The sequence below is a fragment of the Ruegeria sp. YKSD163 genome (assembly GCF_059612905.1).
This window is the reverse complement of the sequence record NZ_JBXWRM010000001.1, coordinates 438,835-450,846: the sequence shown is the minus strand read 5'-3', so window position 1 is coordinate 450,846 and position 12,012 is coordinate 438,835. Positions and strand designations below refer to the sequence as shown.

At 53.4% G+C, this 12,012-nt stretch carries 13 protein-coding genes; 8 read left to right on the top strand and 5 right to left on the bottom strand.

The window, feature by feature from the left end:
- Window positions 1-28: 28 nt before the first annotated feature.
- Window positions 29-472 carry a PaaI family thioesterase gene (locus tag AC2FNA_RS02200; protein ID WP_496824099.1) on the top strand — a complete coding sequence of 148 codons (444 nt, stop codon included), beginning with the start codon at window positions 29-31 and terminating at the stop codon, window positions 470-472.
- A gap of 63 nt (window positions 473-535) precedes the next feature.
- Here the strand turns inward: AC2FNA_RS02200 and AC2FNA_RS02195 are convergent, their stop codons facing one another.
- Entirely contained in the window at window positions 536-763 is a 228-nt protein-coding gene (locus tag AC2FNA_RS02195; protein WP_234136478.1) for a DUF1127 domain-containing protein, read from the bottom strand.
- 101 nt (window positions 764-864) lie between these two features.
- Between AC2FNA_RS02195 and AC2FNA_RS02190 the strand changes: the two genes are divergently transcribed.
- The 5 genes from AC2FNA_RS02190 to AC2FNA_RS02170 all read left to right on the top strand — a co-directional run bounded on the left by AC2FNA_RS02190 (window position 865) and on the right by AC2FNA_RS02170 (window position 7,052).
- The gene (locus AC2FNA_RS02190) at window positions 865-2,268 is read left to right on the top strand and encodes an aminotransferase-like domain-containing protein (RefSeq protein WP_496824097.1); all 1,404 of its coding nucleotides are present in this window, start codon (window positions 865-867) and stop codon (window positions 2,266-2,268) included.
- A 164-nt stretch (window positions 2,269-2,432) separates the two neighbouring features.
- Window positions 2,433-2,891: a 50S ribosomal protein L13 gene (gene rplM / locus AC2FNA_RS02185; RefSeq protein ID WP_011047426.1), complete on the top strand. Its 459-nt coding sequence runs from the start codon at window positions 2,433-2,435 to the stop codon at window positions 2,889-2,891.
- A gap of 5 nt (window positions 2,892-2,896) precedes the next feature.
- On the top strand, window positions 2,897-3,379 hold the full coding sequence (rpsI, locus tag AC2FNA_RS02180) for a 30S ribosomal protein S9 (RefSeq protein ID WP_234136480.1): 483 nt from the start codon (window positions 2,897-2,899) through the stop codon (window positions 3,377-3,379).
- Between the two features lie 168 nt (window positions 3,380-3,547).
- Window positions 3,548-4,942 (top strand): tyrosine-type recombinase/integrase, encoded by a 1,395-nt coding sequence (locus tag AC2FNA_RS02175; protein ID WP_496824095.1) that lies wholly within the window; start codon window positions 3,548-3,550, stop codon window positions 4,940-4,942.
- Between the two features lie 169 nt (window positions 4,943-5,111).
- Entirely contained in the window at window positions 5,112-7,052 is a 1,941-nt protein-coding gene (locus tag AC2FNA_RS02170) for an acyltransferase family protein (RefSeq protein WP_496824093.1), read from the top strand.
- Window positions 7,053-7,449: 397 nt separating this feature from the next.
- Here AC2FNA_RS02170 and AC2FNA_RS02165 read toward each other — a convergent pair whose 3' ends face one another.
- From AC2FNA_RS02165 to AC2FNA_RS02155, 3 genes are all read right to left on the bottom strand, one after another.
- Entirely contained in the window at window positions 7,450-8,028 is a 579-nt protein-coding gene (locus AC2FNA_RS02165) for a tyrosine-type recombinase/integrase (RefSeq protein WP_496824091.1), read from the bottom strand.
- A gap of 152 nt (window positions 8,029-8,180) precedes the next feature.
- Window positions 8,181-8,468: a DUF6626 family protein gene (locus AC2FNA_RS02160; RefSeq protein ID WP_496824090.1), complete on the bottom strand. Its 288-nt coding sequence runs from the start codon at window positions 8,466-8,468 to the stop codon at window positions 8,181-8,183.
- Window positions 8,469-8,663: 195 nt separating this feature from the next.
- Window positions 8,664-9,296 carry a hypothetical protein gene (locus AC2FNA_RS02155; protein WP_496824088.1) on the bottom strand — a complete coding sequence of 211 codons (633 nt, stop codon included), beginning with the start codon at window positions 9,294-9,296 and terminating at the stop codon, window positions 8,664-8,666.
- Between the two features lie 117 nt (window positions 9,297-9,413).
- On the opposite strand from AC2FNA_RS02155, the gene AC2FNA_RS02150 reads away from it, so the two are divergent.
- A complete protein-coding gene (locus AC2FNA_RS02150; protein WP_496824086.1) occupies window positions 9,414-9,836 on the top strand; it encodes a hypothetical protein in 423 nt (140 codons plus the stop codon).
- A gap of 265 nt (window positions 9,837-10,101) precedes the next feature.
- Entirely contained in the window at window positions 10,102-11,220 is a 1,119-nt protein-coding gene (locus AC2FNA_RS02145; protein ID WP_496824084.1) for a reverse transcriptase domain-containing protein, read from the top strand.
- Here AC2FNA_RS02145 and AC2FNA_RS02140 read toward each other — a convergent pair.
- On the bottom strand, window positions 11,158-11,589 hold the full coding sequence (locus tag AC2FNA_RS02140) for a VPLPA-CTERM sorting domain-containing protein (protein WP_496824310.1): 432 nt from the start codon (window positions 11,587-11,589) through the stop codon (window positions 11,158-11,160). The two genes, AC2FNA_RS02145 and AC2FNA_RS02140, sit on opposite strands and share 63 nt — an antisense overlap.
- Window positions 11,590-12,012 lie beyond the last annotated feature (423 nt).

Here is a 12,012-nt window from a genome sequence, read left to right as displayed (position 1 = left end):
CTAGGCGCAGGAGACGAGGAGGGAAAGCATGGCGTTGGCACTGAACCGGGAGGAATTGTCGCAATACCTGGCCGAGGTGTTCCCGCAGGTGCGCGAGGATTTCGCCATCGACGATCTGACCGAGGACACGATCACCATGCGGCTGTTGACCGCCGAGCGGCATTTGCGCCCGGGTGGCACCATCTCGGGGCCGTCGATGTTCGCGCTGGCCGATGTCTGCGTCTATGCGATGGTGCTGGCGCGGCTGGGGCGGCAGGCGCTGGCGGTGACCACCAGCTGTTCGATGGACTTCATGCGCAAGCCCGAGGGCGGCGCCCAGATCGTGGCGCAGTGCCGCCTGCTGAAACTTGGCCGCTCGTTGGCGGTAGGCGATATCCTGATGTTCTCAGAAGGGTCCGACAAGCCGGTTGCGCGGGCCAGCATGACCTATTCGATCCCGCCGCAGGGCTCTGCCGCCGCGCAGTTTGGATGAAAAAAGGCCGGGGCAAGCCCCGGCCAGTGAAGAGGTCCCAATGAAGGGACTGGGGATTCCGTTTCAGCCCTGCCAGAAGCGGCGGGCAGCCTCGTCGCGGGCGGCCTGTCGGGTCAGACCCACATCGCGCAGCAGGTGATCGTCGAGCTTGCCCAGATTGAGCCGGGTTCGCCGACGTTGTTCCCATTTGGTCACGGTCGCGGCGAAACGCACGGCAAGAGCGGCGATCAGCGGCAGCCGGGGGCTGGCGTTCAGCAGCATCAGAGCGGGCGAATGCATCATGCGGGTCATGACATGGGTCCTTTCAAAAATTGTATTGACACAAGTTTCATTTACTTGGTACATATGTTTGATACATTCGAAATTGTCCCAAGATCAAAGGAAAGATTGTAATGGGTACAATTTGGCCCGACTCCTTGCCGCAGGCCAAAGGCGCCAAGTACACTCTGGTTGCCGACGTCATCCGAAAAGCGATTGATGCCAAGGACCTGGAGGTTGGGGTGAAACTGCCGCCGGTGCGGGAGCTTGCCTATAAACTGGGCATTACCCCCGGAACCGTGGCGCGGGCCTATACGATCCTGACCGACGAGGGGCTGCTGAATGCCGAGGTGGGGCGCGGCACATTCGTGGCGCCGCCCAAACGCCCGGTGCTGGATGATGTCTGGTCGCGGCAGCTCTATCTTCTGGATGAGCGGAATGACAACAATGTCAGCCTGTTCAGCCCGCGTTTGGCCGATATGGGGCAGGTGGCGCTGATCCGCGAATGTCTGCAAAAGGTGGCGCAGGCTGATCCGGCGATGTTCCTGAACTATCCCACCCGCGATGCCTATGCCGGGGTGCGCCAGGCGGTGGCGGACTGGATGTCCGATCTGCCGCTGGGGCCACTGACGGCGGATGATATCGTGTTGACCCATGGTGGACAGAACGGGCTTTGCGTTGTGTTCCAGACCGTGTTCAAGGGGCCCAAGCCGGTGGTTCTGGTCGAGGACCTGTCCTATGCCGGGTTCCGTCGCGCGGCTGAACTGATGCGGGCGGATGTGATCGGGGTGCGGATGGACAAATGGGGCATTGACCCGATGTCGCTGGACCTGACCGCGCGCCAGACCCCGGCGCAGGCGATCTGCGTCTCACCCGAGGTGCAGAACCCGACCGGCTGCCGCTCGCCGCTGGAGCGCCGAAAGGAGGTGGTCGAGGTCGCCCGCAAGCATGACCTGCAGATCATCGAGGACGATTGTTATAGGATGGGAGAACCGCAGGCGCCCAGCTATCGCGCCTTGGCGCCCGAGCGGGGCTGGCATGTCTCGTCCATCTCAAAGACGTTGACCCCGGCGCTGCGGGTGGGGTTCGCCATCGCTGCGGAAGGGCAGAGCGCGGGGCTGCGCCGTTCGGCCGAATATGGCTATTTCGGGCTGGCCCAACCGCTGGCGGAACTGACCCGGCTGATGCTGAGTGATCCGCGCGCCCGCGATCTGGCACGCGCCGTGCAGCGGCGCATGGCCGAATATGTGCGCGTCACGGTCAACACGCTGGGCGGGTTCGATCTGGTCTGGGATTCCGCGGTGCCGTTTGTCTGGCTGCGTCTGCCCTCGGGCTGGCGCTCGGCCGCCTTTACCCGCGCCGCCGAGCGGGCAGGGGTGCAGGTGCGTTCGGCCGACGAGTTTGCCCTGCGCGACGGGCGCGCGCCCAATGCGGTGCGCATCGCGATGAACGCCCATGTCTCGCTGGAGCGGTTCGAGGCCGCGATGATGCGGTTGCGCGCGCTGCTGGATAACCCGCCCGAGCAGATCAGTGTCTGATTTTCTTGGGGTATAATAATACCTATTTTGCAAACTATTGTTTTTGCGCAATTAAATCGCGCAACATGCGCTTGACCCGCCCCATACATCTCCTTAGAAACCGCCCATCGGATTAGGGCCGGTCGTAAAGGCCGGTCTTTCACATCAAACAGGACCATCCTGCCATGAAAACCTTCTCTGCAACTCCTGCAGACATCGACAAGAAGTGGATCCTGATCGACGCCGAGGGTGTCGTTCTGGGCCGCCTCGCCTCGATCGTCGCCATGCGCCTGCGTGGCAAGCACAAGGCCTCGTTCACCCCGCATATGGACATGGGCGACAACGTCATCGTCATCAATGCCGACAAGGTGCAGATCACCGGCAAGAAGCGCGAAGAGCACTTCTACTGGCACACCGGCCACCCGGGCGGCATCAAGTCGCGCACCAAGCAGCAGATTCTCGAGGGGGCCCACCCCGAGCGCGTGGTCTATCAGGCCGTCAAGCGCATGCTGCCGGGCAACCGCCTGTCGCGTCAGCAGATGACCAACCTGCGCATCTATGCCGGGACCGAGCACCCGCATGAAGCCCAGGCCCCCGAAGTTCTGGACGTCAAGTCCATGAACAAGAAAAACACCCGGAGCTGAAACCGATGGCTGATCAGATCAACACTCTCGAAGAGCTGAGCGCCGTTGCAGGCCTCGAAACCGTGGCCGCAGACGAGCCGCGCGAACCCGTTCGCGACGAGCTGGGCCGCTCCTATGCCACCGGCAAGCGGAAAGACGCGGTCGCCCGCGTCTGGATCAAGCCGGGTTCGGGCAAGGTCGTGGTGAACGGCAAGGACCAGGACGCCTATTTCGCGCGCCCCGTTCTGCAGCTGATCCTGCGCCAGCCGTTCCAGGTGGCTGGTGTCGAAGGCCAGTTCGACGTGATGGCGACCGTCAAGGGCGGCGGCCTGACCGGTCAGGCCGGCGCGGTCAAGCACGGCATCTCGAAGGCGCTGCAGCTGTACGACCCCAGCTTGCGTGGCGCGCTCAAGGCCGCCGGCTTCCTGACCCGCGACAGCCGCGTGGTCGAGCGTAAGAAATACGGCAAGCGTAAAGCCCGCCGTTCGTTCCAGTTCTCGAAGCGTTAAGAATTTCACTAACGCTAAGATCATTAAGCTATTGGAAAAGCGCAGTTTTTACTGCGCTTTTTCTTTTCATGGTTGGCTTACAAAAGTTTTACAAGCAACAAATCATAGACACATTAAGGTGCTGAACTTACACATATTTTACAAAGAAATGATGCTGACGGTAGGGCGATGAGCAAGAGCTACTTGAACAAGGTAGAGCTGAAAGATGGGCAAATTATTCTGTTCCATCGTCCCAATGCCAAAAAGCCAATCTACCACATGCGCATACATGTACGGGGAATGCGCGATGTGTACGGCAACAAGGTTACGTACGTACAGGAAAGCACTGGCGAAACGGACTTGGAAGAAGCAAAGCGTTACGCTTTGGACAAGTATGATGACTTGCGCTTGCGGGCTAAGAAAAAAGAGCCAGTAAAGCAGCTGACGTTTGAAGATCTGTATGTGATTTGGTGGGCTGACAAACGGCAACGTTTGGAAGCCAATCACTTTGCTAAAGGCAGAACTGGTCCTGCACAGCGTGTTGGCTGGTACGAAAAACACGCGCAACGCTACTGGCTACCGTACTTTGGCTCGATGAAGCTTGAGGAAATGACGCAAGCGTTTGTGCAAGGTTACTGGACCTGGCGCATGACGTATTGGGCGCGGGCTGATGAAGCAGAACGTAAACGTCATCCAAATCACGTGCTCAAACCAGCCAAAAAAAGCATGGATATGGAGCAGAGCGCATTGCGTGAGATATTTGGCTGGGCAAACAGCATGAAGCTGCTGTCACACATGCCAATCATCGAAAATCCGTTTGCTCGTAAAGGTATCGCACCTAATCGTCGGCCATCGTTTTCAGCGCAAGAGTTCAAGCGTTTGGATGCGTATTTGGACAAATGGGTAGAAGGCAGGGGCGTAAATGACACGCGAGTTAACTCCGCGCACAAGTTCAACCGTCAGCTTCTAAAGTGCTACATTCATTTTCTTGCTGGAACAGGTATGCGCACTGGTGAGGTTTTGCAGCTGAAACACAAGCATGTTCGTGTTGACCGCAGCGACGTTACCGAAACGCAGTACCTTAAAATTTCAGTGCCAAAAAACACCAAAACTGGTGAGCGGATCGTAAGTTCGCAAAGCTCGGTGGTAGCTGTTTACAAGCAGTTACGCGAACTGACTGGGCATACAGATGCAGAAGACTGGGTGTTTTGCTACGCGAACGGCAAGAAGAACGAGGGATTTTACAAAACGCTGCCGAAAATGCTGAAGGAAATTGGTTTGCTTTACGATGAAAACGGTCAAAGACGCACAGCTTACAGCTTCCGACATTATTATGCGGAACAACGGTTCGTAGAGCTTGGTTACAACGCCGCGGTCTATGACATGCTCTGCACAAACATGGGAACAAGCCGAAAGCAGATTGAAGACCACTACGTACGTAAGGGCATCATGATGGATGTTGATGTGCTGATTGGTGGTGGTGAATATGCGCACAGCAATGTGGCTGCAACGGGCAACACTGAGCGGGCAAGGGCGCAGAGCAAGCTTGACGCTATGCGTGAGGCTGCGCAGCGCAGGCGCTAAACAGCTAAGGCGCCAAACAGCTTCATACAGCGCGTCTAGGTCTTGGTCCGCTGTCTGCACACGCAAACGGGTACGATGACGGTGGTAGGGCGCGCTTATGTGTTGCTAGACGTTTTTTTCTCCCTATCGTACTTAACCGTCAAACTGAGACAAGCAGCAGTGTTGTGGTATGCGTTACAGGCAAGAGATTGACGGTCTACGTGCTGTAGCCGTTCTACCGGTGATACTTTTCCACGCTGGCTTCAGTGTGTTTAGCGGCGGATACGTTGGAGTAGACGTATTTTTCGTAATCAGCGGTTATCTCATCACGAGCATACTGATTGGAGAGCTTGAAAAGGGTAACTTTTCGATTGCGCGCTTCTACGAGCGTAGAGCAAGACGAATTTTGCCTGCTCTGTTTTTCGTCATGCTGGCGTGCTTGCCTTTTGCCTACATGTGGATGCTGCCATCACAGTTAAAAGACTTTGCTCAAAGTATCGTTGCCGTTGTCTTTTTTGCATCTAACATACTGTTTTGGCGTGAAACTGGATACTTTGCGCATGCTGCCGAGTTAAAGCCGTTGCTGCATACATGGAGCTTGGCAGTCGAAGAGCAGTATTATCTGTTGTTCCCCGTCTTCCTCCTCTTAGTTTGGCGCTTTGGTCGGAAGCGTGTGTTTTGGAGCGTGATCGCAATCGCTGTGTTCAGTTTACTTCTGGCTGAGTGGGGTTGGCGAAATTCACCCAGTGCAAACTTCTTCCTCGCGCCAACACGTGCCTGGGAACTACTAGCAGGATCGATATGTGCATTTATTACCTTCGGACGAGCGCAGTGGTCTAATAACTTGTTGAGCGCCGCAGGCTTATTTCTGATCGTGGTTTCAATATTTTACTATGATGCAAGCACACCATTTCCAAGCGTATACGCCTTAGTGCCTGTAGGCGGAACGATGCTGGTGATCTTGTTTGCTGCTCCGGAGACATGGGTTGCGCGGTTGCTTTCGATGCGCGCTTTTGTGGGGATAGGAATAATTTCCTATAGCGCGTACCTGTGGCACCAACCCTTGTTTGCATTTGCACGCCTGCGCAGCCTAAATGAGCCTAGCCAATATTTAATGGCGACACTTGCAGTTGCAGCATTTTTGCTTGCTTGGGCAACTTGGTACTTTATTGAACAACCGTTTAGGAAACGTGCAAATCCTATACTTGCGACGCGGAGCGGTGTTTTCGCTGCTAGTGGTACGATTGGAGCAATATTCGTTACCATTGGTTTGGCTGGGCACTTTGCACAAGGATGGAACCAACGTGTAGGTCCGAGTGGTTTGGCATTTGTAGAGTTGGAGCATTTTCTTGCTGGTAACCCAGGGATAAGTTGGGCGTGCATCGAAAAGCGAAATATTGAAAGTATCTTAGACAATCCAGAATGTTCCAGTAAAAAGTCTCCAGGAGTTTTACTTTGGGGCGATAGTTACGCTATGCATTTATATGGAATGCTTTCGAATAACTTTGAGGCGAGCTCATTAGGAATTAGGCAATTTGCATTAAGTCAATGTATGCCTAATTCGACGATTGGGCTCAATGGAAGTGTTACGTCTGCACAGGAGTGCATATCGTTTAATAGCCAAGTCTTAGATCATATTGAAAAAAGCAGCTATAAATATGTGATTATGTCCAGTCCGTACAATCGAGTGGGCCGAGTACACTATGACGCGAGTGGAAATTCTGTTACTATTAACAATGAATACGAGTTGGCAGAAGTTTTAAGGGAAACTGCTATACGAATTGAAGCCACAGGAGCTAAAGCAATTTTTGTTTCGCCGCCGCCGACAAATGGTACTGATCTGGGATATTGTGGTGTAGGGAAGATTTGGAGTGGTAAGAGCGTGGACTTATGCGATTATCCATTATCGGAAATTTCTACCGATCGGCTAAAAGTTCAGCGCGTGCTTGATTTACTATCAGAAGACTACGTAGTCCTAAACCTTGAAAAATTTCTATGTGAAAATCAGGTTTGTCGATCAGCTATCGAAAACAGCCCGATGTACAGAGATACAGGCCATTTTTCAAACTTCGGGTCGGAAGCGATAGGCAGAAATTTTGATCCTTTCAAAAATATAATAAGGGAACGATAATTTGATGTAAGCTGGCTCTGCATAAGGGCTTGGTCAAGATGCATAAATAGACTTAGCCGGAGCTGGGTTCTGTGGTCTTTATTTTTTTGTGCTGCAAAATCTTGCTGGGAAGTACTTACAGATTTGAGGTGGTGATTTTGCACATATGGGAAGTTCTGGGAGCCAAGCCTAAAAAGCGTAAGGCTGCGAAGAAGAAAACGGACTGGGAGACAAACTTGACGCGGCTGCGCAGTAAGGAGCGCAAGCTGGATGCAAAAAGGCCTGTTAAGCCTGTTTCAACTGACTAGTGCCGTTAAGATTTTGCCCAAATCTGCACGATCTTCATCAGTCTATGCTGCTTGGTTGGAGATTTGACGCAAGAGCCGAGAGACATAGTGCAAATACTGCTGTGCCTTTTTCAGTAATCCACCAGCTCAACGGCACTGCGCAGCTTGTTTTCGTTCAAGTCGATGTAGCGCATGGTGGTGTTGAGATGTTTGTGACGAGCAAGTGCTTGGATCACACGTGCGTTAATGCCTTTGTCAGCAAGTTCTGTCACAAACTGACGCCGACCACTGTGTGAACTTGCGCCAGCTATACCAGCTGCTTTGTAGAGACCCTGGAACAGGTTGACGATTGTCTGCGCTGTAAAGCCACCGCCTTTGGCTGAGAACATCAAAGCAGCGTCTGGCTTGGCAACGCGAGCAGGGTATTGAGCAGCATATTTGCGCAGATGCTGGGCTAGACGTTTGTTAACAAGCACTGTTGCCGCCTCATTGCCTTTCGTCTGTGCTGCCCGCAAATGGATCGTGTCACGCACAGCTCCATCAGCATCGAACACGTCGCCAATGCGCAGTGCAGCAATCTCGCAAGCTCGAAGCCCAGCGTAAAAGCTGAGCGCCACAGCTGTATGATTGCGTGTTGCATGACGTTTGCTGTCGATCACAGCTGCCAGTCGTTTGCGTTCTTGTTGTGTGAGCAGCTTTGCTTGTTTCATCCTATAGTTCCCAAATATGTGTGGTTCTGTTGTAAGTGATTGTAAATTCAAACATTTTAGAGAGCGACCGAAAAAGCCTGAAACAGCAAGTCTTTGTTTTTGTTGGCGATTGGAAGGAAATGTTAAGGAATACATATTCTATAACATTCTGCTCAGCATACCTCAGCAATGCAGTGCTCATGGTTGAGATGAGCAAGCAGCTGGCTTTCGATAACAGCTAAAGCGCGTTGCTGTGTCCTGGGCAGAGCTGGATTGTGCTTTTGGCAGCGTATGGCGCGTAAACACTGCACAGCAGCATCTACGCTGAAATCGCGCCCTGTGTGCTTTTGATATGAAAACCAGTTCTTGTTCTTGCCCAAGTATGCGCTGCTGAATGCTTCGCCGCTTTCAACAAGTCCTGCGCTGCGTAGCTGCCTGTATGTCGTTTCAAGTAATATCATCTGTTCCTGCCTCCGTAGTATTTAACCTCTGTGTTTCACTGTTGCTGTTCGAGCTGTTGTTGTTTTGGAAAAGAACTAGGATGTGATCTCCTTTGTCTGCCGTTGGGTCCACTGCCTGCTTTCGAGCACGCCAACAAATGCGAGCTAGAAAACTAAGTCGCGTTGCTTTGAGATCGAAGCTGCTTGAAGCGAAGCTCAAGGACGCAACATTGCTGCCGCCCTAAAGCGTTCGCGTCGTTCAAAATTTGCCTGTGAAGTCTTGATGTGATCGGGAAGTGCTAAACGTGCCTTGACTAAAAATTTGTTTGTAGCCTTTGCTCGAAGCCTTGTGAGTGCATCTGTGCGCACAAGATGCTGGGGGCCTGAATTTATGTAACTTAGTCGTTCGTCGTATGAGCCTATATCTTGTTTAAATTCTTCGTGTTGTCCGTAGCCTATAGCGCCTGTTTTTGTGATCAGAGGAGCGATTGAGTTACTTACCGGGCTGGCGGCAGGGGCAAATTGTGATGCCCAAATCGCGTTCCAAGCTATGCAAAACTCGTTCACGTCGATGGGCGATTTAGCCAGAATGTGAACATGCGGGTTTGTGCCGTTGGCGCCGTATTGTCGGAATGCGACACGGTTGAAGCGCGGCTGGTTCTTTTTTGTACGGCCATAAATCGCGTAGTCCAAAGTCGCTAAGCAGCTGCGCCACAACTTACCCGCCGCGTCAGTCTTATTGCCGTCGAGCAATGATAGATGGCCGAAGTTAAGTGTCGCAAATAAATCCCAGTCGTCTTGCGCTAACCATTCTTCCCATGCCTTGTTTACCTGTTTTCCACCGAACATTTTTGTCTCCTTCGCAGTTATTTATCCTTTGACTGCAAAGGCGAAATATTTTCGGTAGCTCAATAGGGTAAGAGAAAATAGTTTCATATTATCAATATGATAAGAGGATATGAAACTATGTCACATCTTGCAAAACTGAACCTGAAAACCGTTCAGCGTAATACTCAAAACGATCCTGTGATTGCGCGGCGCGAAAAGTTGCTTGCCGCTATTGAGGAGCAGAACAAGGTGCTGGATGCTGCGCTGGCGGGCAAGGAATATACGGTCAGCGTGAAGCGTTGGCAGCAGAACGAAGCTGGTGAGCGTGTAAAGGTGGCACATGAAAAACGTGTTCGACCGTGGTTCTTTGAGCAGGACAATGGCTGGTACGTGCAGTGCAGGTACGGAACTCGCATTCTGAACATCAACGGCAAGAGCAACGCTGTGTTTGTGGACAAGTTGGAGGAGGTTGCAGCTGTGCTTGAGGTGTTCAATAAAGCTGCAGAAACGGGTGAGCTGGACAAGGCTATTGCTTTGGCAACGAAATCGCGTTCCAGTTAGCTAATAACTTTCAGCACAGTGCGCTGTGCTTGATTAACAAATGTTTAACGTGCGCTTTTTTGGTGGCGTAAGATTATGAAAAATAGTGTAAAAGCAAGCTGCCAGATTAGCGAAGCGCTAAGTTTCGGACCCAGAACATGGAAAAGGCCGCGCAGTGCGCGGCCTTTTTCGTTGTCGGGTGTGGGGGGCGATGGCTCTGCATTGCAGAACTGATCGAGGCCTTGGTCGATGCCATTCGGTAACAAGCGATGTGCAGGGAGAGGCTTTGCAGAACCATGAAACAGCCGCGACCGGTCATTTGATCTCTTTGCAGCATGGGACTGGTTTGAGCCCATATTGGCGTTTTCTACAGCCCGCGCGAACGTCTGGTATGCTGATCGTACGAATTACCTCGAATGACGTCTTGGAGGAAGCCTACGCGTGGCTCTGCCACCGGAGGCGGGACTATCCCGCAAATGCTGACATCTGGTGGTTTCGGCACAACTGGGCTTCGGAGAAGCAACGGCTGCAGCAGCATCTGCTGACCGGCAACTATCGCTTTGAGGCTCTCGACCGTATCGAGTTGAAAGACGGCTCCAGCGTCGATGTCTGGACCTCGCGCGATGCGCTGGTGCTCAAGGCCATGAGCCTGTGTCTGGCCAACGTGCTGCCTTCATCGCCCTCCTGCACACACATCAAAGGCCATGGTGGGGCTAAGCAGGCCGTCCGGCAGGTCGTGCAACATTTGCCCCATCACGGGTATGTTCTGCGCACGGATGTCAAATCCTACTACGCCAGCATCGACCATCACCGGCTTCTGGACAGGTTGGCGGAGCATATCACCAACCGGACGGTGATGAACCTCCTGGGTCAATACCTGCGGCGCAGTATTTGTGATGGCGGCAACTTCGTCGACATCAGGCGCGGCATTTCGCTTGGCTGCCCTCTCAGCCCGCTGATGGCGTCATTCTACTTATATGAGCTGGACCAGCGTTTTGAACGCAGCGGTCTGTTCTATGTCCGGTTCATGGATGACATTCTCATTCTTGCCCCGACCCGGTGGAAAATCCGCAAGGCGATGGCGGTGGTGCGGTTCGTGCTGAACGGCCTGCGCCTCGACATTCACCCCGAAAAGACCTTCATCGGGCGCGTCTCGAAGGGCTTTGACTTTCTGGGGTATCACTTCCTCGACGATGTGCTGAGCGCGGCCGAGAAAACCGTCGCCAAGATGACAGAGACTGCCGCCCGGCTTTACGAGCAAAAGGGGCATCGGACCCAACCGACGCCCCTAGGGCAGTATCTCACGCGCTGGAACGCATGGTTCCGGGGTGGGCTTGGCGACTTAGACCCTGGCAGCCCGTTTCTTTCTCAACCGCAATCCCGCGAAGCCTGCGAGACCGGTTAGCAGCAGCGGGAGCCCGGCGGGTAGTGGGACCGGGGGGAGGGGGACGGCGTCGGAAGTAAACCTCCAATTCGGGTCGGGGCCGATCTGGAAAAAACCGCCATTACCTTGTGATGTGAAGCAGAATAATTCGAGGGCGCAAACGGCGGGCCCACCTTGTACCGCGATCGCCGGGAGCGGCTCTGCACTACCGATGGCGAAAAGTAATGGGAAAATCTGCTCATCGTCAGAGTATTCATCGAAACCCCTCCAACCCGTGAACTCCGGAAAATCCAACAAGCCGTTGAGATTGCTATCATCGAAATAAATCTCGAGCCGCGTGATTCCCGAATACGCCCCCGTTATTGTCGCAGCGTAACCTGCGGTTGACATCCCAAGCGCCAAGCAAAACGAAGCAACGAAAGTTTTCATCCGTAACATCTTAATCCCCCAGTCACATGTGTACGAATAATGTCCGATAGATCATCATCGTACTCGCCAAGTCTTCGGAAAGGAAGCAACCATTTTCATAAACAGTGTCGAGCACTGAGCAAGACTGTCGTGCAGCTACAGCCAACCGGCTTTGAGGCCGCACGTGACAGCCTCCCGTTAAGCGGACATTGTCGTAAATGTGCTAACGACGGGATTGTCCGCAAAGCTGCTTCAAAGCTGCTTCTGATGATCGAACTAGCGAATGACCGTTCCCCGCCCATCGCCAGTTCCGCCTGTTTGCCGCCGTCTGATGGCGCGCAAAACCCGGCCGCCGCACTGATTACGCGCGAAACTCGACGCTTCTCCAAAAAACGCAAAATCACG

Coding starts and splice junctions, on each gene's coding strand:
- AC2FNA_RS02200 (WP_496824099.1), top strand. CDS start 29: ATGGCGTTGGCACTGAACCGGGAGGAATTGTCGCAATACCTGGCCGAG.
- AC2FNA_RS02195 (WP_234136478.1), bottom strand. CDS start 763: ATGACCCGCATGATGCATTCGCCCGCTCTGATGCTGCTGAACGCCAGC.
- AC2FNA_RS02190 (WP_496824097.1), top strand. CDS start 865: ATGGGTACAATTTGGCCCGACTCCTTGCCGCAGGCCAAAGGCGCCAAG.
- rplM (WP_011047426.1), top strand. CDS start 2,433: ATGAAAACCTTCTCTGCAACTCCTGCAGACATCGACAAGAAGTGGATC.
- rpsI (WP_234136480.1), top strand. CDS start 2,897: ATGGCTGATCAGATCAACACTCTCGAAGAGCTGAGCGCCGTTGCAGGC.
- AC2FNA_RS02175 (WP_496824095.1), top strand. CDS start 3,548: ATGAGCAAGAGCTACTTGAACAAGGTAGAGCTGAAAGATGGGCAAATT.
- AC2FNA_RS02170 (WP_496824093.1), top strand. CDS start 5,112: ATGCGTTACAGGCAAGAGATTGACGGTCTACGTGCTGTAGCCGTTCTA.
- AC2FNA_RS02165 (WP_496824091.1), bottom strand. CDS start 8,028: ATGAAACAAGCAAAGCTGCTCACACAACAAGAACGCAAACGACTGGCA.
- AC2FNA_RS02160 (WP_496824090.1), bottom strand. CDS start 8,468: ATGATATTACTTGAAACGACATACAGGCAGCTACGCAGCGCAGGACTT.
- AC2FNA_RS02155 (WP_496824088.1), bottom strand. CDS start 9,296: ATGTTCGGTGGAAAACAGGTAAACAAGGCATGGGAAGAATGGTTAGCG.
- AC2FNA_RS02150 (WP_496824086.1), top strand. CDS start 9,414: ATGTCACATCTTGCAAAACTGAACCTGAAAACCGTTCAGCGTAATACT.
- AC2FNA_RS02140 (WP_496824310.1), bottom strand. CDS start 11,589: ATGTCAACCGCAGGTTACGCTGCGACAATAACGGGGGCGTATTCGGGA.